The organism is Agromyces aureus (genome assembly GCF_001660485.1).
Lineage (GTDB): Bacteria > Actinomycetota > Actinomycetes > Actinomycetales > Microbacteriaceae > Agromyces > Agromyces aureus.
Window position 1 is genome coordinate 4349995 of record NZ_CP013979.1, and the last position, 23130, is coordinate 4373124.

Annotated in this window: 21 protein-coding genes; 7 read left to right on the forward strand and 14 right to left on the reverse strand. The window is 67.4% G+C overall.

Features of this window, described 5'->3' with window-relative positions; translation table 11 throughout:
- Positions 1 to 71: 71 nt before the first annotated feature.
- The 6 genes from dnaB to ATC03_RS19600 form a co-directional block, all read right to left on the reverse strand.
- Complete coding sequence (gene dnaB / locus ATC03_RS19575) at positions 72 to 1445, reverse strand: replicative DNA helicase (protein ID WP_067880927.1); 1374 nt, start codon at positions 1443 to 1445, stop codon at positions 72 to 74.
- Between the two features lie 497 nt (positions 1446 to 1942).
- Positions 1943 to 2395, reverse strand: a complete 453-nt coding sequence (gene rplI / locus ATC03_RS19580) for a 50S ribosomal protein L9 (RefSeq protein ID WP_067880930.1) — start codon at positions 2393 to 2395, stop codon at positions 1943 to 1945.
- 11 nt (positions 2396 to 2406) lie between these two features.
- Positions 2407 to 2667, reverse strand: a complete 261-nt coding sequence (gene rpsR / locus ATC03_RS19585; protein ID WP_022889097.1) for a 30S ribosomal protein S18 — start codon at positions 2665 to 2667, stop codon at positions 2407 to 2409.
- A gap of 76 nt (positions 2668 to 2743) precedes the next feature.
- Complete coding sequence (locus ATC03_RS19590; RefSeq protein ID WP_067880933.1) at positions 2744 to 3274, reverse strand: single-stranded DNA-binding protein; 531 nt, start codon at positions 3272 to 3274, stop codon at positions 2744 to 2746.
- 5 nt (positions 3275 to 3279) lie between these two features.
- Positions 3280 to 3651: a 30S ribosomal protein S6 gene (gene rpsF / locus ATC03_RS19595; protein ID WP_067880937.1), complete on the reverse strand. Its 372-nt coding sequence runs from the start codon at positions 3649 to 3651 to the stop codon at positions 3280 to 3282.
- A gap of 192 nt (positions 3652 to 3843) precedes the next feature.
- On the reverse strand, positions 3844 to 5274 hold the full coding sequence (locus ATC03_RS19600; RefSeq protein ID WP_067882642.1) for a CCA tRNA nucleotidyltransferase: 1431 nt from the start codon (positions 5272 to 5274) through the stop codon (positions 3844 to 3846).
- A 148-nt stretch (positions 5275 to 5422) separates the two neighbouring features.
- On the opposite strand from ATC03_RS19600, the gene ATC03_RS19605 reads away from it, so the two are divergent.
- The 6 genes from ATC03_RS19605 to ATC03_RS19630 all read left to right on the forward strand — a co-directional run bounded on the left by ATC03_RS19605 (position 5423) and on the right by ATC03_RS19630 (position 13587).
- Positions 5423 to 7858, forward strand: coding sequence for a DUF6049 family protein (locus tag ATC03_RS19605; protein WP_067880940.1), 2436 nt, complete (start codon positions 5423 to 5425; stop codon positions 7856 to 7858).
- A complete protein-coding gene (gene murJ / locus ATC03_RS19610) occupies positions 7851 to 9467 on the forward strand; it encodes a murein biosynthesis integral membrane protein MurJ (protein WP_067882644.1) in 1617 nt (538 codons plus the stop codon). The genes ATC03_RS19605 and murJ overlap by 8 nt, the downstream gene beginning before the upstream one ends.
- A gap of 195 nt (positions 9468 to 9662) precedes the next feature.
- Positions 9663 to 10670, forward strand: coding sequence for a thioredoxin-disulfide reductase (gene trxB / locus ATC03_RS19615; RefSeq protein ID WP_067880943.1), 1008 nt, complete (start codon positions 9663 to 9665; stop codon positions 10668 to 10670).
- Between the two features lie 54 nt (positions 10671 to 10724).
- Positions 10725 to 11048: a thioredoxin gene (gene trxA / locus ATC03_RS19620; RefSeq protein ID WP_067880946.1), complete on the forward strand. Its 324-nt coding sequence runs from the start codon at positions 10725 to 10727 to the stop codon at positions 11046 to 11048.
- A 221-nt stretch (positions 11049 to 11269) separates the two neighbouring features.
- Positions 11270 to 12592, forward strand: a complete 1323-nt coding sequence (locus ATC03_RS19625; RefSeq protein ID WP_067880949.1) for an aminotransferase-like domain-containing protein — start codon at positions 11270 to 11272, stop codon at positions 12590 to 12592.
- Between the two features lie 17 nt (positions 12593 to 12609).
- The gene (locus ATC03_RS19630; RefSeq protein WP_067882646.1) at positions 12610 to 13587 is read left to right on the forward strand and encodes a D-alanine--D-alanine ligase family protein; all 978 of its coding nucleotides are present in this window, start codon (positions 12610 to 12612) and stop codon (positions 13585 to 13587) included.
- A 151-nt stretch (positions 13588 to 13738) separates the two neighbouring features.
- Here ATC03_RS19630 and ATC03_RS19635 read toward each other — a convergent pair whose 3' ends face one another.
- Entirely contained in the window at positions 13739 to 14731 is a 993-nt protein-coding gene (locus tag ATC03_RS19635) for a ParB/RepB/Spo0J family partition protein (RefSeq protein WP_067880951.1), read from the reverse strand.
- Positions 14731 to 15768 carry a ParA family protein gene (locus ATC03_RS19640; RefSeq protein WP_084003649.1) on the reverse strand — a complete coding sequence of 346 codons (1038 nt, stop codon included), beginning with the start codon at positions 15766 to 15768 and terminating at the stop codon, positions 14731 to 14733. Before ATC03_RS19640 ends, ATC03_RS19635 begins: the two co-directional genes overlap by 1 nt.
- A 1743-nt stretch (positions 15769 to 17511) precedes the next feature.
- Here ATC03_RS19640 and ATC03_RS19645 point away from each other — a divergent pair.
- Positions 17512 to 17745, forward strand: coding sequence for a hypothetical protein (locus ATC03_RS19645; protein ID WP_227820177.1), 234 nt, complete (start codon positions 17512 to 17514; stop codon positions 17743 to 17745).
- A gap of 1746 nt (positions 17746 to 19491) precedes the next feature.
- On the opposite strand, the gene rsmG is transcribed toward ATC03_RS19645, so the two are convergent.
- Genes rsmG through rpmH form a run of 6 tightly spaced genes read right to left on the reverse strand, consistent with a single transcriptional unit; the run spans position 19492 to position 22695 of the window.
- Positions 19492 to 20160 carry a 16S rRNA (guanine(527)-N(7))-methyltransferase RsmG gene (gene rsmG, locus ATC03_RS19650; RefSeq protein ID WP_067880954.1) on the reverse strand — a complete coding sequence of 223 codons (669 nt, stop codon included), beginning with the start codon at positions 20158 to 20160 and terminating at the stop codon, positions 19492 to 19494.
- Positions 20161 to 20176: 16 nt separating this feature from the next.
- The gene (locus ATC03_RS19655; protein ID WP_067880957.1) at positions 20177 to 20677 is read right to left on the reverse strand and encodes a Jag family protein; all 501 of its coding nucleotides are present in this window, start codon (positions 20675 to 20677) and stop codon (positions 20177 to 20179) included.
- A 2-nt stretch (positions 20678 to 20679) separates the two neighbouring features.
- A complete protein-coding gene (yidC, locus tag ATC03_RS19660; RefSeq protein WP_067880959.1) occupies positions 20680 to 21633 on the reverse strand; it encodes a membrane protein insertase YidC in 954 nt (317 codons plus the stop codon).
- 9 nt (positions 21634 to 21642) lie between these two features.
- Positions 21643 to 22143, reverse strand: coding sequence for a membrane protein insertion efficiency factor YidD (gene yidD, locus ATC03_RS21230; protein WP_067880962.1), 501 nt, complete (start codon positions 22141 to 22143; stop codon positions 21643 to 21645).
- Positions 22136 to 22549 carry a ribonuclease P protein component gene (gene rnpA / locus ATC03_RS19670; RefSeq protein WP_067880965.1) on the reverse strand — a complete coding sequence of 138 codons (414 nt, stop codon included), beginning with the start codon at positions 22547 to 22549 and terminating at the stop codon, positions 22136 to 22138. The genes yidD and rnpA overlap by 8 nt, the downstream gene beginning before the upstream one ends.
- A gap of 8 nt (positions 22550 to 22557) precedes the next feature.
- Positions 22558 to 22695: a 50S ribosomal protein L34 gene (gene rpmH, locus ATC03_RS19675; protein ID WP_022889115.1), complete on the reverse strand. Its 138-nt coding sequence runs from the start codon at positions 22693 to 22695 to the stop codon at positions 22558 to 22560.
- Between the last annotated feature and the right edge of the window lie 435 nt (positions 22696 to 23130).

The window sequence follows — 23130 nt, forward strand, 5'->3', positions numbered from 1 at the left end:
GGGTTTCACTCCGACCGCGGTCGTCTGGGAGTCTGACGAGTTGCGCGAGACCTCCGAGGAGAGGGCTGGACCTAGACCTGCACCATGTCGGTGAACCGCGAGAAGTGGCCGTGGAACGCGACCGTGATCGTGCGCGTCGGGCCGTTGCGGTGCTTGGCGACGATCAGGTCGGCCTCACCGGCGCGAGGGCTGTCGCGCTCGTAGGCGGCCTCGCGGTGCAGCAGGATCACCATGTCGGCGTCCTGCTCGATCGAGCCCGACTCGCGCAGGTCGCTGAGGGCCGGCATCTTGTCGGCGCGCTGCTCGGGGCCACGGTTCAGCTGCGAGAGGGCGATGACCGGCACCTGGAGTTCCTTCGCGAGCAGCTTGAGCGCACGCGAGAACTCCGACACCTCCTGCTGGCGGCTCTCGACGCGCTTGCCGCTCGTCATGAGCTGCAGGTAGTCGATGACCACCATCTTGAGGCCGACGCGCTGCTTGAGGCGCCGGCACTTCGCGCGGATCTCGACGAGGGTCATGTTGGGGGAGTCGTCGATGTAGAGCGGCGCGTCGTTGATGCGCCCGCGGGTCGATGCGATGGTGGTCCAGTCGCGCGTGTCGACCGTGCCCTTGCGCATGTTCTGCAGGGGAACGGATGCCTCGGCCGAGAGCAGGCGCATGGCGATCTCGCTCTTGCCCATCTCGAGGCTGAAGAACACGGCGGGCAGGTCGTTCGTGATGGCGGCGGCGCGGGCGAAGTCGAGGGCGAGCGTCGACTTTCCCATGGCGGGGCGCGCGGCGACGATGATCATCTGGCCCGGGTGGAACCCGTTGGTCAGGTCGTCGAGATCGGCGAAGCCGGTCGGCACGCCCGTGAACTTGCCGTCGGTGTGCGACGCGGCCTCGATCTCGTCGAAGGCCGCGCTGACGGCCTCGGAGAGCGGCACGTAGTCTTCGGTCTCGACCGAGCCCGTGACCGAGTAGATCTCGGCCTGAGCGTTGTTGACGAGGTCGACGACCTCGCCCTCGCCCTGGTAGCCCATCTGCACGATGCGCGTGCCGGCCTCGACCAGGCGGCGCAAGAGCGCCCGCTCGGCCACGATCGACGAGTAGAAGCCCGCGTTCGCCGCGGTCGGCACGAGGCTCGTGAGCGTGTGCAGGTATTCGACGCCGCCGGCGCGCTGCAGTTCGCCGGTCTTCGTCAGCTCGTCGGTGACCGCGATGACGTCGGTCGGCTCGCCGTGCGAGTACAGCGTGAGGATCGCGTTGAAGACGACCTCGTGCTTCGGCACGTAGAAGTCGACGCCGCGCACGGTCTCGATGACGTCGGCCACGGCGTCCTTCGAGAGCATCATGCCGCCGAGGGCGCTCTGCTCTGCGAGGAGGTCGTGCGGGGGGACGCGTTCGCCGCGTCGGGCTCCACTGTCGTCGGACGGTTCAGCGAGCCCGATGTGCGCGATCGACAACTCAATGACCTCCGGTTCCGGCCGTCTGGGCCGCATGCGTCTGCGCCCACAACCGAGTCTCGGCCGAACCACCGACATGGGGCTTCGGGCACGAGGAGATCGGGTTGATCGAGGACGCTGCTTCACGATATGGAAGCCGACTCCACATCACAACCCAGCCTGTGGATAACTCTGGGGAGAATCTGCGCGAAACGCCGCAGAACATGTGCAATCACCCTGTGGATATCTGTGTATAACAGGCGAATTACATGGGTTGAATTTCAGTCTGATCAGGGTTTTGCACTATCCACACCTGTGTGGAAAAAGTTCTTGAGAAGTCCACGGTCATGCACACCCCACCTGTGTACAACAGTCACAGCGAACATTGAAGAATCCTTGCGTTCGCGGCCCTCCGCATGCGAGTGATCGTGCGCGTCGCGCACGTCTCGCGCGGCGGCTGAACGCGAAACGGCGGCCCAGGCCGAAGCCCGAACCGCCGTCCGTGATGCGTGCGCGAATTACTTCGCGGCGACCACCTGAAGGATGATCGTTGCCGAGAGCTCGTCGTGCAGACGCACGACGGCCTCGTGGTCGCCGACAGACTTGATCGGCGAGGGGATCGTGACCTTGCGCTTGTCGACCGAGCCGAGGCCGGCGGCCTCGACTGCAGCTGCGACGTCCGAGGTCTTGACGGAGCCGAAGAGGCGTCCGCCGACGCCGGCCTTGACGGCCAGCTTGACCTTGCCCGACTCGAGCGAGGCCTTCAGGGCCTGCGCGTCTTCGAGCGAGTGCAGAGCGCGAGCCGCGCGAGCGGCCTTGATCTGGTCGACCTGCTTCTCGCCACCGCGGGTCCACGGAGTCGCGAAGCCCTGGGGGACGAGGTAGTTGCGCGCGTAGCCGTTCTTGACCTCGACCACGTCACCGGCGACACCGAGGCCGGAGACCTCGTGCGTGAGAATAACCTTTGCCATTGTCGTGCTCCTTAACGGCCAGAGCCGGAGTAGGGCAGAAGGGCCATCTCGCGTGCGTTCTTCACGGCACGGGCGATGAGGCGCTGCTCCTGCACGGAGACACCGGTGATGCGGCGGGCGCGGATCTTTCCACGCTCGGAGATGAACTTGCGAAGGGTCGCAACGTCCTTGTAGTCGATGATGCCGACCTTGATCGACTTCGCCGGGGCGGCGTTCTTCGCGCCCTTCCCGCGGCTCGGCTTGCGGCGATCGCCGCTGCTCTTTCCAGCCATTGGATTTCCTGTCTATAGAAGATGTTGTGCGAGGCGGATGCACCGGCTGGCAGCATCCGTTCGCCGGCCGTGAGGCCTAGAAGGGCGTCTCGTCGCCGTAGTTCGTTCCGGGCGTGTTCCAGACGTCGCCGCCGCCCTGCTGGGCTGCGGGAGCGCTGGGAGCCCACGCGTCGTCGGACTGACCGCCGCCGCCGCCGCTCCCGTAGGAGTTGCCGCCGCCGCCGCCGACCGCACCGCGGTTGGACTGTGCACGCGTGATGGAAGCCGTTGCGTACCGGAGCGAGGGACCGATCTCGTCGATCTCCAGCTCCATGGAGGTGCGCTTCTCGCCTTCCTTCGTCTCGTAGGAACGCTGCTTGAGACGTCCGGTAGCGATGACCCGGGAACCCTTGGTGAGCGATCCCGCGACGTGCTCGGCGAATTCACGCCAGCAGCTCGCGCGCAGGAACAGCGCTTCGCCGTCCTTCCACTCGTTGGCCTGACGATCGAACGTCCGGGGAGTGGAAGCGATGGTGAAGTTGGCAACCGCCAGTCCGCCCTGCGTGTAGCGCAGTTCGGGATCTGCCGTGAGGTTGCCCACCACAGTGATGATGGTCTCGCCTGCCATGGGGACTAGGCGTCCTTCTTGGCCGAAGCGGCAGCCTTCTTGGCGGCCTTCTCTTCCTGAGCCTTCGCGTGAGCGGCGACCTGTGCGATCGCCTCTTCTGCGCGGAGCACCTTCGTGCGCATGACTGCTTCGCTGAGGTTCAGCTGGCGGTCGAGCTCGTCGGTGGTCTTGGACTCGGCGGTGAAGTCGACGACGGCGTAGATGCCCTCGTTCTTCTTGTTGATCTCGTAGGCCAGACGACGACGTCCCCAGATGTCGACCTTGTCGACAGTGCCGCCATCGTTACGGATGACGTTGAGGAACTTGTCAAGGCTGGGAGCAACGGTGCGCTCATCGATCTCTGGATCGAGGATAACCATCAGCTCGTACTGGTGCATGACTAACCCACCTCCTTCGGACTCAAACGGCTGCAGGATCTCTGCAGCAGGAGGGTTGTGCATACGCCACCCGAGGAGGCCTCACATTCGAGGCGCACGGGCAACCTTCACAGCTTAGCGGATGCCGCGTGCCGGCGCCATTCGACCAGAGACCGTCGGGCGGTGCAGACGCCGTCGCCACGAGTCGTCGGGCTAGACCCCGCGCGCGGCCCACCAGTCGCGCAGGCGCTGCTCAGCGGCATCCGCCCCGATGGGACCCTCGTCGAGCCGCACCTCGAGCAGGTGGCGGTAGGCCTCGCCGACGACCGGCCCGGGCGGAATCGAGAGCAGGCGCATGATGTCGGCGCCGTCGAGCTCGGGGCGAACGGCGGCGAGCTCCTCCTCTTCGGCGAGCACGGCGATGCGCTCCTCGAGGTCGTCGTACGCGAAGCCGAGGCGATCGGCCTTGCGCCGGTTGCGCGTCGTCACGTCGGCGCGCGTGAGGATGTGCAGGCGCTCGAGCTGGTCGCCTGCGTCGCGCACGTAGCGTCGAACCGCGGAGTCGGTCCACGCGGCATCCGCATAGCCGAAGAAGCGCAGGTGCAGCTCGATGAGCCGCGAGACGGCCGCGATGGTGTCGTTGTCGAAGCGCAGGGCGCGCAGGCGCTTGCGCGCGAGCTTGGCTCCGACGACGTCGTGGTGGTGGAACGAGACCACGCCGCCCGATTCGAGTCGCCGCGTGCCGGGCTTGCCGATGTCGTGCAGCAGCGCCGCGAGGCGCACCACGAGGTCGGGGGAGTCGAGGTTGCCGCGCGCCACCTCGTAGTCGATGGCCTGGTCGAGCACGGTCAGCGAGTGCTCGTAGACGTCCTTGTGGTGGTGGTGCTCGTCGACCTCGAGCCGCAGCGCGGGCACCTCGGGCAGCACGCGCTCGGCGAGACCCGACTCGACCAGCAGACGGATGCCGCCGCGGGGCGACGACGTCAGCAGCAGCTTCGAGAGCTCGTCGCGCACGCGCTCGGCCGAGATGCGATCGATCTCGAGGGCGAGCGTCGTGAGGGCCGCGCGGGTGCCCTCCTCGACCTCGAAGCCGAGCTGCGCCGAGAACCGGGCGGCGCGCAGCATGCGCAGCGGGTCGTCGCCGAACGAGCGCTCGGGCGCGGCCGGCGTGCGGAGCGTCTTGGCAAGCAGGTCCTCGACGCCGCCCGTCGGGTCGACGAGCTCGAGCTTCGGCAGGCGAAGGGCGAGCGAGTTCACCGTGAAGTCGCGGCGCACGAGGTCGTCTTCGAGGCGCGTGCCGAACACGACCTCGGGCTTGCGCGAGTCGCCGTCGTAGGCGTCGGCGCGGTAGGTCGTGATCTCGACGGTCTCGCCCGCGACCTTGGCGCCGATCGTGCCGAACGCGCGGCCGATGTCCCACTGCGCCTCAGAGATGGGCTTCACGATCGCGAGGATCTCGTCGGGCGTGGCATCGGTCGTGAAGTCGAGGTCGTTGACCGGCCGGCCGAGGAACGCGTCGCGCACCGGCCCGCCGACGAGGGCGAGCTCGTGGCCTGCACGTTCGAACGCCGCCGCGAGCGTCGAGACCGTCGGCGAAGCCGCCAGCTCGCCCAGCCGGTCGAGGGCTGCCGCGACACTCTCCATGCCTCCCATGTTAAGCGGGGCGGATGCCGCGGCGCGGCGCCCGGCGAACGAGACGGGTCCGAGGTCGGCCGCCCGCGGCATCCGTCGACCGCCTCGAAGCTGTGCAAACCCGCACAGCGGCGGCGTGCTCACGCCGTAGAATCCCTGCATGGCCGACTCGAATGCTGCGCGTCGTCGCGCCCGCAGGCGAGTCGGTTCCTCCGGCGCGACGGGCGTGCGTCGCACGCTCGTCTTCAGCGCCGCCGCCGTCGCGGCCGCGACGCTCGTGCTGGTGCCCCTCGCGGCGAGCACCACGGGCGCCGATCCCGTCGGCGACTTCCAAGACGTGCTGTTCGGCACCGAGAATGCCGTCGACCCCAGCGCGGGCGCGAGCGCCAGCGGCGATGCCGTCAGCAGCGCCGCGATGCTCCGCGGGGCCGTGCCCGAGGGCGGGGCCGAGGGCGTGCTGCTGAGCATCGCGCCGACGCTCGCCCCCACCTACACCCCCGGCACGCCGACCAGCCCGGTCACCATCACGGTCGAGCTCGAGAACCGCAGCGGCTCGTTCGTCGAGGCCGGTTCGGTGCGGCTCGTGCGCTCGGCCGAGGCGATCGGCGACGACTCCGACCTCGATGCGTGGCTCGCGACCCTCGACGACGGCGCCGCGTTCGGCTCGGCCAGCGTCTCGCTCGGCGAGGCGACCTCGCGCACGCTCGCGGCCGGCGGCGTCACCCAGGTCGCCTTCACGGTGCCAGCCGCCGCGTTCGACGACCTCGCCGATTCGCCTGTCGTGGGCCTCGGCGCCGAACTGAAGGTCGGCGACACCGTCGTGTCGACCGGCACGTCGGCGTTCGCGAACACGGCGGTCGCGTCCGCCGGGGCACCGATCGCGCTCGTCGCGCCGATCACGGTGCCCGCCTCGGCCGACGGCCTCATCTCGAGCGACGACCTCTCGAACTGGACCTCGCCCTCCGGGCTCCTGACGCGTCAGCTCGACGCGCTGGGCGGACGGCAGATCGCGATCGGCATCGATCCGCGCATCATCGCCTCGATCCGGGTGCTCGGCACCTCCGCCCCCGTCACCGCGACCGCGTGGCTCGATCGCCTCGCCGCGCTGCCCAACGAGACGTTCCCCCTCGCCTACGCCGATGCCGACCTCGCACTCGAGGCGCAGACCGGCCTGCCGGCGCCGCTGCAGCCGACCTCGTTCGCCGACGTGCTCGACCCCGACGACTTCGTGCCCGACCCCGCGATCGAGCAGAACGCCGACGCCGACCCGAGCGTCGACCCGGCGACCCCGGCTGCGTCTCCGACGCCCGTGCCGACCGAACCCGTGTCGCCCGTTCCGACCATCGAGGCGCTCCTCTCCTGGCCGTACACGCGCGCCGACATCGCCTGGCCGGGCGACCGCACGGTCGGCCCAGGCAACCTGGCGTTCTTCAACGCCGCCGGCCTCACCACGACCGTGCTCGACGCCGGCAACGTGGAGCCCCTCGACGGCGCACGGGCGTCGGCCCTGGTCGACGGCGGCACGGCGATCGTCTCCGACGACGACCTCACCGAGGCCGTTCGCGCCGCCGGCGCCGCAGCGACCGACCTCGAGTGGCGCGACGCCACGGGCGAGGTGCTGGCCCGCGCCGCGCTCGACGGCTCGACGAACTCGTCCGACGGGCCGCTGCTGGCCACGTTCGGCCGCGACTACGGGCTCGTGTCCGACCGCGTCGGCGACCTGCTCGACGAGATGGCGGCCGCCCCGTTCGTCTCGCTCACCGGCCTCGCGCAGGCGATCGGCGCCCCGCCGACCGCCCGGTCGCTCGTCGACTCGACCGAAGACCAGGCCCGACGAACCATCGCCGGCAACATGATCACCGTCGAGACCGACGTCGACGCGTTCGCCAGCGTGCTCGAAGACCCGACCGATCTCACCGGTCCGGTGCGCCGGCAACTCCTCGCGCTGCTCGACGTCGGCTGGCTCGCGACGCCCACCGAGTGGAGCACCTCGGCGACCGAGTGGATCGCGGCCCAGCACGCCACCGTGGATTCGATCTCGGTCGTGCCGAGCAGCACGGTGCTCGTCGTCGCGAGCGAGACCGGCATCCCCGTGACGATCCAGAACACGCTCTCGCTGCCGGTCACCGTGCAGGTCGACGTCGCGCCGTCCAACGGGCGCCTCGTCGTCGACGAACCGGTGCAGGTCACCGTCGAGCCCGAGTCGCGCAACACGGTGATCGTGCCCGTCGCCGCCGGTGTCGGCAACGGCGAGGTGCGGCTCGCGGTCTCGCTGCAGTCGCTCACCGGCGTCTCCGTCGGCTCCACGGTCATGATCACCGCCGACGTCCGCGCCGACTGGGAGGGTCTCGGCGCCGCGATCCTCGGCAGCATCGTCATCATCGTGTTCGGCATCGGCCTGTGGCGCAACATCCGCCGCCGCCGACGCGCACGTGCTGCGGATGCCGCGGCAGCCGCATCTGACGAGCAGGCCGATGCCGAGGCATCCGAGCCCTCCGAACTCTCCGAGGCGACTGCGAATGCGTCGGAGACCAAGCCGAACGAGCCGGTGGCGCCGAGCGAACCGAACGAGACGAGTGAACGCCGCGATGACTGACGACCGCATCGGGCGGGCGAGCCTGTTCCTCGCTTCGGGAACGCTCGTCTCGCGCGTCCTCGGGTTCGTGAAGGCCATCGTGCTCGCGGGCACGATCGGCGTGGTCGGCTCGATCAGCGCCGACGCGTTCGCCGTGGCGAACGGCCTGCCGAACACCGTCTACGTGATCGTCGCCGGCGGCGTGCTCAGCGCCGTGCTCGTGCCGCAGATCGTTCGGGCCTCCGCCCACGCCGACGGCGGCAGCGGCTACATCAACAAGCTGCTGACCCTCGCGATGGTGATCCTGCTGGGGGCCACCGTCGTGGCGACCGCCCTCGCCCCACTGCTGGCGGCGCTGTATGCGGGCTCCAACGAGAAGATCCTGCCGCTCGCCACCGCATTCGCCTGGTGGTGCATGCCCCAGATCTTCTTCTACGGGCTCTACACGCTCCTCGGCGAGGTGCTGAACGCGCGCCGCAGTTTCGGCCCGTTCACGTGGGTTCCGGTGCTGAACAACGTCGTCGCGATCGCCGGTCTCGTGGTCTTCGGCCTCGCGTTCGGCTTCGACCCCGACGGCGTCCGCGGCGTCGGCGACTGGACCGCGGGCATGGTCGCGCTGCTCGCGGGCTCCGCGACGCTCGGAATCGCCGTGCAGGCCCTCGTGCTGTTCTGGTTCTGGCGACGGATCGGACTGCGCTTCAAGCCCGACTTCGCGTGGCGAGGCGTCGGACTCCGCACGGCCGGCCGTCTCGCCGGCTGGACGTTCGGCATGCTGCTGCTCACGACGCTCGCCGGCATCGTGCAGACCCGCGTGCTCGTCGTCGCGACCAACCAGGGTGCCTCGGTCGCCGCATTCGACACCGCATGGTTGGTGTTCATGCTTCCGCACTCCGTGATCACGGTGTCGATCGCGACGGCGTACTTCACCCGCATGAGCGAACACGCAGCCGTCGACGATCTCGAGAAGGTGCGTGACGACTTCTCGAGTGCCGTACGCGGCGTGCTCGTCATCCTGGTGCTCGCAGCAGCCGGGCTGATCGTGGTCGCGTATCCGTTCGGTGCGGTCTTCCAGACCGGCTTCGATGCAGCATCCGCCATCGGAAACATCCTGATCGCACTCGCCATCGGGCTCGTGGCCTTCAGCCTGCTGTTCGTCGTGCAACGCACGTTCTACGCGCTGAACGACACCCGCACCCCGTTCTTCTTCACGATGTTCCAGGTGATCGTCTTCTCGATCGCCGCGCTCTCGTGCCTCGCGCTCCCGCTCGACTGGATCGCGGTCGGTGTTGCACTCGCGACCACGATCGCCGTGCTCGCGCAGTTCGTGCTCGCCACTGTCCTGCTGCGCCGTCGCCTCGGCACGCTCGACGGCCGTCGCATCGGCGCCGCGGTCGGCCGATCACTGATCGCCCTCGTCGTGCCGGTCATCGCCGGGCTCGGGTTGTTGGTCCTTCTCGGCGGAACCGTCGATGGTGGTTACGCGGTCTCGAGTCGCGTCGGCGCGATCGTGTCCATGGTGGTCATCGGCGCCGTGATGTCCGCCCTCTACTTCGGCGGCCTGTGGCTGCTCAAGTCGCCGGAGTTCCGCGGGTTCGCCGAGCCGGCGCTCGCACGCCTGCGTCGGCGCTGAGCCGCATTCGGGGTCGATCGAACGCGCCCACGGTCGCGTTCCGCACCCGAGCGCTCGCGGCATCCGTCACATACCGCGCTCCACCTCGGGCACCGGAATACGCGACGCCTAGACTGTGTTGACCATGTCGGTGCCTCCGATTCGGATTCGTTCGAAACGGATGCCACGAACCACTGAACGACGACAGGAGCCGCCTTGCGCGACATCATCATCATCGGCTCGGGTCCCGCGGGCTTCACCGCGGCGATCTACGCTGCCCGCGCAGAACTCAAGCCCCTGCTCATCGCCAGCTCCGTCGAGATCGGCGGCGAGCTGATGAACACGACCGAGGTCGAGAACTTCCCCGGTTTCCCCGAGGGCATCATGGGCCCCGACCTCATGGGCAAGCTGCAGGCTCAGGCTGAGCGCTTCGGCACCGAGGTCGTCTATGACGATGTCGTGTCGCTCGACATCGACGGCCCCGTCAAGCGCGTCACGCTCGGCAACGGCGAGACCCACGAGGCCGCCGCGCTCATCTACGCGACCGGCTCCGCGTACCGCAAGCTCGGCCTGCCCGAAGAGGAGGTCCTGTCGGGCCACGGCCTCTCGTGGTGCGCCACGTGCGACGGCTTCTTCTTCCGCCAGAAGACCATCGCGGTCGTCGGCGGCGGCGACTCGGCGATGGAGGAGGCGACCTTCCTCACCCGCTTCGCCGACAAGGTCTACGTGATCCACCGTCGCGACAGCCTCAAGGCGTCGAAGATCATGCAGCAGCGTGCCGCCGACAACGAGAAGATCGAGTTCGTGTGGAACTCCGAGGTCGCCGCGATCCAGGGCGAGACGGCGGTCACCGGCGTCACGCTCCGCGACACGGTCACCGGCGAGGAGCGCCTGCTCGAGCTCGACGGCCTGTTCGTCGCGATCGGCAACGACCCGCGCACCCACCTCGTGCACGGCAAGCTCGAGCTCACCCGCGAGGGCACCATCCATGTCGAGGGTCGCTCGTCGCGCACCTCGGTGGCCGGAGTGTTCGCCGCCGGAGACGTCATCGACCCGTTCTACCGCCAGGCGATCACCGCCGCGGGTTCGGGCACCGTCGCCGCGCTCGACGCCGAGCACTACCTCGCCGCACTCGAAGACACCAACTCGCCCGAGGCCGCAGAGATCGAGGCTGAGGCGATCGATGAGGGCGTCGCACTCGACGGGCTCGTCCGAGCTCACTGAGCGCATTCGCCATCTGATTCACCGCGACGTCCGCTTCACCAAAGGAGAACCGCAATGACTGCACGTGCTGTGACCGAGGCGACCTTCGAGCAGGAGGTCCTGAACAACGAGAAGGCCGTCCTGGTCGACTTCTGGGCCGAGTGGTGCGGACCGTGTCGTGCGGTCAGCCCGATCCTCGACCAGATCGCGACCGAGCATGCCGACAAGCTCGACATCGTCAAGATCAACGTCGATGAGAACCCCCAGCTCGCGATGAAGTACCAGATCACCGCGATCCCCGCGTTCAAGGTCTTCGAGAAGGGCGAGGTCGTGAAGACCGTCATCGGCGCCAAGCCGAAGCCCGCCCTCGAGGCCGACCTCGCCGCCTACATCTCGTAGCCGGCAGCCTCGTAGCGCATCGAGACCCGCCCGGCACACGCCGGGCGGGTCTTTCGCATCTCTGCCGGCGTCGCGCGGATGTCGCGCGGAATGTCCTTCGTACGGATGCCGCGGCATCCGCCCCACCCGTCACCGCCACCCGCACGGGGTGACGCGGTGCGAATCACCCCTCCACGCGGCAATTAGCATGGAACAACTCGAACAGAACGGATGAGCCACTCGTGACCTCTGACGGCGTCCCCCAGCGGACCGGCAACAACCTCGACCCGTGGTACGCGAACTACGCCGAGCGAGCCGCCGGCCTGGCCGCCTCCGAGGTTCGAGCCCTGTTCGCCGTCGCCTCTCGGCCCGAGGTCGTTTCGCTCGCGGGTGGCATGCCGTTCGTCTCCGCCCTGCCGCAGGATCTGATCATCTCGTCGATGGACCGGGTGATGCGCACCGATGGGCCGACCGCCCTGCAATACGGCTCTGGTCAGGGAGTTCCGGCGCTCCGGGAGCACATCCTCGAGGTCATGTCCCTCGAGGGCATCCAGGGCTCGGTCGACAACGTCGTCACGGCGACGGGGTCGCAGCAGGCGCTCGACCTGGTCGCGAAGTTGTTCATCGATCCCGGTGACGTGATCCTCGCCGAGTCTCCGAGCTACGTCGGCGCGCTCGGCGTGTTCCGGTCGTACCAGGCCAACGTCGTGCACGTCGCGATGGACGAGGACGGGCTCATCCCCGAGGCGCTCCGCCAGACGATCGCCCACCTTCGTGGTCAGGGCCGACGCATCAAGTTCCTCTACACGATCCCGAACTTCCACAACCCGGCGGGCGTGACCCTCTCGGCCGAGCGGCGCCCCGAGATCCTCGAGATCTGCCGCACCAACGAGATCCTCGTGCTCGAGGACAACCCCTACGGCCTGCTCCACTTCGACGAGCCCGCGCCGAATGCGCTGCGTTCACTCGATCCCGAGGGTGTGATCTACCTCGGGTCCTTCTCGAAGACCCTCGCACCCGGCTTCCGCGTCGGGTGGGCGCTCGCACCGCACGCGATCCGCGAGAAGCTCATCCTGGCCGCCGAGTCGGCGATCCTCTCGCCGAGCTCGTTCAGTCAGTTGGTGGTCTCGGAGTACCTCTCGACCACCGATTGGCGCGCACAGATCGACACGTTCCGCGGTGTCTATCGAGAGCGCAAGGACGCCATGATCGAGGCGCTGGGGGAGCACCTTCCCCAGCTCAGCTGGACCAATCCCAAGGGCGGGTTCTACGTCTGGGTGACCATGCCCGACGTGCTCGATTCGAAGCAGATGCTGCCTCGCGCGGTGAAGGAACTCGTCGCGTACACCCCCGGCACAGCGTTCTTCGCCGACGGCCGCGGGCGACACGCGATGCGTCTCTCGTTCTGCTATCCGACACCCGACGCGATCCGGGTCGGCATCCGTCGTCTTGCCACCGTCGTCAACGGCGAACTCGACCTGCTCGACACGTTCGCCGGCACCGGCACCCTGCAGCTTCCCGCGACGCCCGGCATCGAACTCGCACCCCCTTCCGACCTGAAGTAGTGGAGAAACCCCAGATCATGAGCGATTCCAACGGTCTGAACGTCGTCGTCCTCGCGGGTGGCATCTCCCACGAGCGCGACGTCTCGCTCCGCTCCGGGCGCCGAGTCGCCGACGCACTGGCCTCGGCCGGGCACTCCGTCACGCTCCGCGACCCGGATGCCGGTCTCCTACCGTTCCTGGCAGACACGCGGCCCGACGTGGTGTTCCCTGCATTGCACGGCTCGAGCGGCGAAGACGGATCCCTCCTCGGCCTGCTCGACGCGCTCGGCATTCCCACCGTCGGATCCTCGGCCGCCGCCGCCCGCCGCGCTTGGTCGAAGCCGATCGCCAGTTCGCTCATCGCAGCCTCCGGCGCGTCGGTACCGGCGTCGATCGTGCTCTCGCACGAGTCGTTCCGCGAGCTCGGGGCCGCAGGCGTTCTCCAGGTCGTCCGTGATGCCCTCCCGGGCGAGCTCGTCGTGAAGCCGGAGATGGGCGGGTCGGCACAGGGCGTGAGCATCGTCACCGACTCGAACGACCTGCCGCGCGCAATGGTCGACGCCTTCACGTACGCCGATGCGGTGGTCGTCGAGCGGCGCATCCTCGGTACAGAGATCGCCGTCGCCGTCATCGATGCAGGGGACGGCCCGCACGCGCTGACCCCGGTCGAGATCGACCCGACGGCCGGCATCTACAGTTTCCAGGCTCGATACAACGCGGGGGAGACCACCTTCTACGCGCCGTCGCGGCTCGATGCCGCGGCGATCGAGACGGCGGCCGCAGCTGCGATCCACGCGCATGCGACGCTCGGCCTCCGCGACCTGTCGCGCGTCGACTTCATCGTGGATGCCGCGGGCGTGCCCTGGTTCCTCGAGGCCAACGTCCTGCCCGGTCTCACGGAGACATCGTTGGTGCCGCTCGCCATCGAGGCCTCCGGCACCGATGCAGGGTCGGTGTATTCGGGACTCGTGCGCGCGGCCGTCGCGCGTGCGGCGCGTGCGACGGCGCAAGCCTGATCGAGCGGCGCTCGCTCGGCTCGATCGCTCTCCCTTTTCCGGCGCACCGTCATCGCGCGTGAATCACGAAATGGCACCCGATCCTGACGGATCGAGTGCCATTTCATCGTGATTTCAGTTCGTCATGAACGATCCTGAGAGCGAATGCCGTTCAGACCCCGTCGAGATCCTCGCCAAGGTCCGTGAGAATGCGCCGAAGGTCCTGTACCGTCGCGAAATCAATGCTGATCTGGCCTTTTCTGGCGCCGAGTGCGATCTTCACACGAGTGTTGAGGCGATCACCGAGCCGACTCGCCAGATCTTCGAGGAAGTCCTGACGCCTGCCCGCTGCAGGCTTCGTGCGCGACGCGGCCGGTGCCTGCGAGGTGGCGGCGGCTTCGGCCGCGCGCACCGAGAGCTCCTCATTGACGATCTTGTCGGCGAAGCGTTGCATCGACGCGGCATCGCCGGCGGTCGCGAGAATCGCCCGCGCGTGTCCCGCGCTGAGCACGCCGGCGGCGACACGAAGCTGGACCGGCTCTGGGAGCTTCAGCAGGCGAAGGGTGTTCGAGATCTGCGGACGAGACCGACCGATGCGCGTGGCGAGCTCCTCCTGGGTGATGCCGAAGTCGGCAAGGAGTTGCTGATACGCCGAGGCTTCCTCGAGCGGGTTCAGCTGGGAGCGGTGCAGGTTCTCGAGCAGGGCATCCCGAAGCATGTCCTCGTTCGCGGTGTCCTTGACGACCGCCGGAATGGTGTCGAGGCCGGCTGCCTTGGTTGCGCGAAGTCGGCGCTCGCCCATGACGAGCTCGTACTTGCCGGCAAGGTCGGGGTGGGGTCGAACGACGATCGGCTGCAGCACACCGAACTCACGGACGGAGTGCACGAGCTCGGCGAGGTCTTCAGGGTCGAAGACACTTCGCGGCTGTACCGCGTTCGGCACGATGTCGTCGGGGTTGAGCCGAGCGAGACGTGCACCAGGTACGGCGACGAGTCCATCTTCAGCAGCAGCCTGTTCGATCACCGCGACCGACGCCACGGGAGCCGACTCGGCACCGGCGCCGGGAAAGAAGACATCGACAGGCCTGGCGGCGCCTTCCGTCGAGTCGCTCGAGGGAATGAGGGCGCCGATGCCCCGACCGAGTCCGGTTCGTTTGGTGGCCATCAGATTCCTTCCGTCTGCGCCGCTGCGAGGGCAGCACGTTGTGCGATCTCCGCGGCCGCCTCGCGATACGAGAGCGATCCGGACGACGAATAGTCGTAGCTGATCACGCTCTGCCCATAGCTCGGTGCCTCCGACACGCGTACCGAACGGGGGATGATCGTCTCAAGGGTCTGAGCGGGGAAGTGGTCGCGTACTTCCTGCGCCACCTGCTGAGCGAGGTTCGTGCGCGAGTCGTACATCGTGAGCAGAATTGTCGAGAGGCGCAGCTCGGAATTGAGGTGCTTCTCGATCAACTCGATGTTGCTGAGCAACTGCGAGAGACCCTCGAGCGCGTAGTACTCGCACTGGATGGGAATGAGCACCTCACGTGCGGCGACGAACGCATTGATGGTCAGGAGTCCGAGCGAGGGCGGGCAGTCGATGAACACGTAGTCGTACGGGCGTTCCATGGAGGCGAGGTGCTTGTCGATCGCACGGCGCAGGCGCTGTTCACGAGCGACGAGCGACACGAGCTCGATCTCGGCTCCGGCGAGGTGGATGGTGGCGGGCACGCAGTCGAGGCGCTCGTGCTCAGTCGAGCGACGGACGACCTGCGAGAGTTCGAGGTCTGCGACCAGCACCTCATAGACGCTCTGCTGATCGGAGCGATGATCGACGCCGAGTGCCGTCGAGGCGTTGCCCTGCGGGTCGAGATCGACGACGAGAACGTGGGCGCCCGACCGCGCGAGTGCGGCGGCGAGATTCACTGCGGTCGTCGTCTTCCCGACGCCGCCCTTCTGGTTCGAGATCGTAAAGACCCTAGTCGTTGCCGGGAGCGGCAGCACCGCGGTCTCGAGAGCGATGCGGCGACGAGTCTCGTCGGCAATCTGGTCGGCCAGGGGAGTTCCTCCGTACTTGGCGGGCGTTTCACGTGAAACATCCGTTGATGGTGCCGGCTCCGAGGCGCCGTGTTGGGCGATGCTCACGGTGGGGGCGGCGGGTGATGCAGTTGGCAAGGCGTTGGTGGAACCAGTGTCGTGGAGATCGGATTCACGCATCACTGTTTCACGTGAAACGCTCGACGGCTGTGAGGGGCTCAGGTCGGTGGCCGGGTCGGGAACCGGGTCCGCCGTCCGATCCAACTCGACGGGCGCGGGAACGACCGGCGGAACGGTGGACTCGAGGGCCTCCGGCTGTGCCTGGGGGCCTCCGCCCAGGGGAGCTTCGTTCGGCAGATCGGGGGAGTCGGAGACGAGTTGTCGAGCCTCCGGGCTGGGCACTGCGGGTACCACGACTTCGTCAGTGTTCTGCAGTGGTGCTGCGTCACCAACCGGCACATTCTGCGCGGTCTCCGGTGTGCGGACTGGTCCCGGAGTGTCGGAGTTCGCGGCGGCCCGCGCGGAGTGGAGCGAGCTCACGGTATCGACTGCGGCGTCGCCGACGATCTCCCGAATGATGTCCTCGAGAAGTCGGTCTGGTTCGCTCACGGTGTGCTCGTGGGGAGTGGCGTGAGTCGGCGCGTCCGTCTCGGCAAGAGCGGCAGCGGTGGCTGCATCCCAGTCGTAAGCGGCAGTTCGTGGCTGGGGCGCTTGGATCGAAGCTGGCGTCGGCCGTACGGCATCCGCATCAGCGCGCCCCGATGCAGATTGCTCAGACGTCGATGAACTGATGGATGGGGATGCGGTCAGGGGAGTGTCAGGAGCGCTCTGAGCGCTTCCTGTCTGGGTCGCTGCGAGGACGTTCGCGGGAGCAACGATGGCCGGCGCGGGAACCGGTGGGTCGATGGTTGGAACGGTGTCGAGGGGGTGTGGCACGGGATCGTCAGACTTCACTCGGGGAGCGGATGGTTGGTTCTCGGATGCCGGTTCAGGCTGTGGGCGACGCCGATGGAACCATCCACGTCCTCCGCCCTGCGCCATACCGAACTCTCCTGCCCTGATCCGTCATTCCCCACGATCGGCCGCCCACCACGTCGGCTGCGCCATCATCGACGCGCCAGACAGTCAAGCTTAACCGGCAGCACCGGCGCGCGCCGACGGATACTGCGGCATTCCTTCACCTTCCCGCGTCTCGCGACGAGCGGAGGAGGCAAGGAACGGTCATCTGCGGTGCCAGTTCACCGTTTCACGTGAAACACCCAGTAGCAGTGAGAGCGGCAATGATGGGTCGGGCGAGGATTTCATACGTGCACGGCTCGTCGAACACGGAGTGGTCTGCGACCGCGGCGTGGCGACGGTGGCTGATCGCGGGACCAATCGTCTTCAGACACCCGAGCGCCACTTGAGCCGAGTATTGAGAACGGATGTTTCACGTGAAACGGCCCTGGAGTGAGGAGAGAGGGGACGCGCTGGTCATGGCCATCGCCACCGCTGCACGCGCCCTCTCCTGTGGATCTCATGCGCCGCGCGCGTCAGCCTCGCCCCCTCCATCGCCCAGATCGACTGCGTGCCAACGGACGCGCGCGAGTCCTCCGCGTCGTACATGTGAGAGGAGCGAAAACACCACGGATGGATCGCATGTGCGAGACGCGCCCACTGGTGAACGCGATGCGGATCCAGAGACCCTGATCGACCACCTTGTCGCCGAATGCGAGGTTCTCGGATGATTGCACCGGTCTGCACTCGGCGCTCCGGTGCACGTTCCGAACTGGCCGCGCCGGTCGCGAGCAGATTGCCGAGCCCCTTGCCCACGACAAGGCGCCGTGAGGGACAACCATCTTCCGCGTCGACACCAGATCGACCTGCCGGCCGACCGCGCCCAGGGCGTGCTCGCCGACTTCGCGCGCGTCTGGCACGCCGAACGTGATCGTGATCGACTACGTCGCCCTCACCCAGCCGCGGTCGACCATCGAAAATGCCGACGGGTCGCGCGCGGTCGCCGTGCCCGGGCAGGTCGTGAGCCGCATCCGGATCCCACCCGAGCAGGTGTTCGAGCTCGCCAAGGCGCTCACCCAGCAGCTCAAGGCGTGGGAGCAGGAGACCGGGCGCAAGCCGCCCGAGCGTCCGCTATTCAGGCACGGACTCCAGGGCGAATAGGCGGGGCGAAGCGGCGCTGGTGACGATACGGCGCCAGGGTGCCTACTCGCCCGGCGAGGTTCGCGTGGGGCGCTGCTCTCGAGACGCTTCGCTCCTCTCCCGGCGAGGTTCGAACGGCGAGGTTCGAACGGCGGGACTCGACCAACGGCGTTCGAACGGAGGGTTCGAACGGCGAGGTGCGCGCACGGGCACCAGGGCGAGTAGCGGAGGTAGGCGCTGGTCTCGAGACGGTGCCACGGCACCTACTCGACCGGCGGGGTGACGTGTGGGGCGCTGGTCTCGAGACGCTCCGCTTCACGGCCGGCGACGTTCCGTGCGGGGCGCAGGTCTCGAGACGCTCCGCTTCTCGGCCGGCGGGGTTCGCTCGGGGACGTCGACTGGCGGGCTTCGACGGGCGGGCTTCGACGAGCGGGATTCGGTCGGGGACGTCGGATTGGCGGAGTTCGGTCGGGGACGTCGACTGGCGGGCTTCCACCCGCGGGGTTTGGCCGGCAGTGGTTCGGGTGGGGGTTGGTCTCGATACGGCGCCTGGGCGCCCACTCGCCCAACGGCGGGCGGGTGGGCCGGCGACTCGGCCCTGTTTCACGTGAAACATCACGTGATCGGGGGCGGTTGGTTGACGGGACTTGCGCTCGAAGGCGATGGGCCGCGGCGGCGATGTACGGGTGGCAGTCCGCTTCGCCGCGCCGGAGAAGGGTGGCGTGGGAACCACGGGAACCGACACCGAGGAACAGGTCACAGGCCACAGGTCACAGCGAGCACGAATAGCAGACGGACGAGAAGACCAGAAGGAGTCGCGGAGGCGATGAACGTACGGGCGAAGGGGAGAGAGCGAGACCAAGCAGGATTGACCCTCCTGGCGCCGGCGGTAGTTCGAACGGGCATGCGATCGTTGGACGTGAGGTCGCAAAGTTACCGGACGCGTGACGGCGCATCTTCACCGCCCAGCTGTCTGTCGGTCATGGCGTCGACCGGCGCAGCAGGATCGCCGGGCCGCAGCGGGGGAGTTGCGGGCACCTCCAACAACGAACGGACCCCAACGGAGCACGTTGGCTACGAAGCATGGAGTGCGGCGACGTTTGGTGCGAGAGCGTCGACTACCGCTCCAGCGGCGGCATGGAATCGAGTACGGTTCGTCCACCGCCGCACGGTCCGGCGAACGCCCGCCGCCGCATTCGCGAATGTTCTTGCGCAGGCTCGCCGATGCGGCAGGGAGTCCACGCGGTCGCACTGGGTTTGAAAGCTCAGTGTTTTCCTCTGCCGAACCAGTGCCGCTGCGCCAGGGGAGTGGCTCTTCGTGGTCTGCGGCGGCAGGAACCCCGCGCGAGAGCCGAGTCCAGGAACTCGCGCGTCATGACGAGCGATCTCACGTGGTGCCCACAAGAAGCACCGAGCCCACCGCCCAGCGCCCACAGAAGAGAACCCGGAAACAGACGGGCGTCGGAGGCCGTCGCACGAGGCCTCGTCGCGGGAGCGCCCTAGCTCTCCCGCGTCACGAGCCATCGAAGATGTAGAGCGTATGAAGAACCCGAGGACCCGTCGGAGCTGAATGCTGGCTCCCCAGCTGGAACCGCCACCGACCTTCATACAGACGACGCCGCTGGACTCCGCAGCATCCGGACCGCACCCGGAATGAACCCGAGCATGCAGAACGCCCGGGTTCTCGTGGAGACACGTGAACCCGGGCGAACAACCTGATCCCATCGCGACCGCACAGTGCGGCGGGGATCGGGGGTGATCCTGAACTCAGGAAGCGGCGATCCGGGCCCGGAACACCCGGGTGACCTCGGTATCGAGATTCGCCCCGAGCAGCACGACCTCGGGGTCGACGACGCGGTACTTGCGGAACACCTTGTCGGCCGCGCCCATCTCCCCGTCGACACCCGCACCCTTCAGCAGCACGAACTCGCCGCCTGCCTTGAGCAGGGGAGCCGTCACCGGGATCAAGGTGCGCAGCGCGCTCACCGCGCGAGCGGTGACCTGGTCGAACTGGTGCTTGAACCCGGAGTCTTCAGCCCGAGCCCGTTCGACGACGACGTTCGAGAGTTGCAACTCGTCGACTTGGCGCGAGAGCCAATCGACCCGGCGTTCCATGGGCTCGATCAGGGTGAACGAGACATCCGGTCGAATGATGGCCAGCACGATTCCAGGGAGACCAGCACCCGAGCCCACATCGGCGACCCGGCCTGGTCGCAGCAGCGGTGCGACTAGGGCCGAGTTCACGATATGGCGCGTCCAGAGACGGGGGAGTTCGAGCGGGCCGATGAGACCCAACTCTTCGCCGTGGGCTGCGAGCGACGCCGTGAACTGCCGGCCTCGCTCGAGATGCTCTCCGAAGACCGCTGAGGCAGCGGCGGGCTCGGCCTCGAGTTCAACGTTCACAGGCGCGTCGGCACCCGATTCATTGGTCGTCATCGTTTCACGTGAAACGTCACGCCGAACGCGTGATGACCGTGTGTCGGTCGGCGCCCTCACCGCGCGAGGCGGAGTGGAAGCCACGCTCGCCGACGAGGTCATGCACGAGCTTGCGCTCGTACGAGGACATCGGGGGCAACGACGCCTCAGCCGAGCCGGCCTCGATGCGCTCGACGGCGCGGTCGACGAGACGGGCCAGCTCATCGCGGCGCGCATCGCGTGATCCGCCGATGTCGAGGATGAGTCGAGAGAACGCACCGGTCTTGGTCTGCACCGCGAGGCGCGTCAGTTCCTGCAGAGCCGTCACCGTCTCGGGCTTCGACAGCAGGTTGAGGTTCGCACCGTCACCGGCGTTGACCGAGAGGTATGCGCGACCATTGCGGGCATCGATGTCGATGTCGCCATCGAGGTCGCAGATATCGAGAAGTTCCTCGATGTAGTCCGCGGCGATGTCGCCCTCTTCTTCGAGCTGCGAAACGGTGCGCTCGTCACTCACGTGCTGCTGAACGTCGGTCATGCTTACTTTCCACCCTGCTTCTTCGCGCGGTTCTTGCCGACCGGCTGCTGACGCTGCGACGTCTTCTTCTCCTCGACGACGATCGTCGGCGAGTTCTGGTCTTCGATCACGAGCTTGCCGCGCTTCGCGAGGCGGGCCTCGCGAGCCTTGGCGGCCTCACTACCGGGCGTCGGCATGTTGCGGATCACGAGGAACTGCTGGCCCATGGTCCAGAAGTTCGAGACGAGCCAGTAGAACATGACGCCGATGGGGAACGCGACGCCCGAGAATGCGAACACCAGGGGGAGCAGGTACAACATGATGCGCTGCTGACGGAACATCGGGCTCGCCTTGGTCTCGGGAGACATGTTCTTCGAGACGATCTGGAGCTGCGTGATGAACTGCGACGCCGTCATGAGCACGATCATCGTGGCCGCGATGACCATGACCTGCCAGGGGTACTCGCCGTTCATCGCGCCGATGAACGTGCCCTTGAGCGGTGCGCCGAGGAACTCGGAGTTGGCGAACGAGTTCGCGAGCTCCTGCGTGAAGACGCCGACACCCGCCTTGTCGTGCTGCGCGTCGTTGAGTACGGAGAAGAGGCCGAAGAAGATCGGCATCTGGAGCAGCAGGGGGAGGCACGAGGAGAGCGGGTTGGTTCCCGTCTTCTTGTAGAGCTCCATGGTTTCGCGCGACATCGCCTCGCGCGAGAACTGATCCTTCTTGCCCTTGTACTTCTCCTGGATCTTCTTGAGCTGCGGCGCCACCTCGAGCATGCGGCGCTGGCTCTTGATCTGACGCACGAAGATCGGGATCAGTGCCGCGCGAACCACGATGACGAGGCCGACGATCGACAGGATCCAGGTGATGCCCGCGTCGGCGTCGAGCCCGACGAACGTCCACAGCGAGTGGAACGCGACGAGGATCAGCTCGATGACCCACTTGATGGGCCAGAGAACAAGGCTGATGATATCCATTGCTGCGGGTCAGTCCTTTCGGGACAATGCGGGGGAGGAGAGCGAGAGCGCCGACTCGACCACGAGCGGGCGAAGCAGTGGTGCAGCGGCATCGGCGTCGGCATGGACGAGCCCGGGGTCGGTGGCATCGGAATCGCGCAGGCGAGGAGCGACGTGAGTCAGCTCGTGTGCACGGCGCGCAGCCGGGGCATCCGCCTCGGCCTTGGGGAACATGCCCTTCGGAACGACCCATCCGAACGTCGTCGTCCGGTAGCGGTCGTGGGGAGCGGGCCGGACATCATCGATGCCGCCGGCGGTCCAGGGATTGCATCGGAGGATGCGCCAGGCCGTCAAGGCGCTGCCGATCAGAAGGCCGCGCTGCTGCACCGAGCCGAGACCGTATGCGGAGCAGGAAGGGTAATAGCGGCAGACGTCCCCATAGAGCGGAGAGATCGCGGCGCGGTACCCGCGGAGCAGCAGCACTCCGATGTTGCGAGGGATCAGTCCCACGAAGAGGGCGAGATCACGCATCGCGCACCGGCTTCGCATCGGGCGCGCTCAAAGAACCCGGCGCCCCATGGGCGTCGGGTTCGAGACCGGCGATGACGTTTCGTCGCACGAGCGCGTGGAGCACTTCAGAACGAAGCTCGGGCCATGAGGCATCCGCAGCACCCGGGAGCGCCCGCACGACGACATCGACATCGCTGGCTCCGGCCAGCAGCGCCTCGCGGCTCACGGCCTTGAGTCGGCGTCGGATGCGATTGCGTCGCACGGCCGATCCGACCTTCTTCGAGACGATGAAGCCGAATCGGGCGTCGCTGGTCGCTTCACGCGACCGGACGTAGCTCACCGTGTGCTGGGTCGCCACCTTCGCACCACGGCGCACGACGACTCGATAGTCATCGGCGCTCGTGATGCGATTGGCCTTGGCGAGCACCGAGCGACTTATGCGGAGAGTTCGGTGCGACCCTTGGCGCGGCGTGCCGACAGGATGGCACGGCCGGCGCGGGTGCGCATGCGAAGACGGAAGCCGTGCTTCTTGGCACGACGACGGTTGTTCGGCTGGAACGTACGCTTGCTCATTCTTCTTCTCCGACTTTCGGATCTCCGCGCCGCTCAGAACGCCCGGCAGGAGCCGAACCAGAGGGTGACGGGAAAACTGGGTGCCCAAGCGGGCTGGGGTCAACTGATTAAAACTACGGCCTCGAGGTCCCGTGGTCAAACCAGGCATGGTTCGAGTCGGCGTAGCGCGAACGAAAGAGTATCTCCCGTACCTCCGGAATACCTGTGGAAAGACACGCCGAAAGCGCTGGATCCCTCGATCGGCATTTGTCCACAGGCCCGACGTTCGCTACCGTTTGAGACCAGTTATCCCCAGCTTGGAGCGCGGAATCTCGGGCATCGCCCGAAATCTGCCCACAGCCAGTGGATAACACTGTGAATACTTCGCCTCGCGCCGCTCGCTCCGTCGTTCGGGGGGACGACGAGCGGATGACGAGAGCACCGAGAATGCGGGGA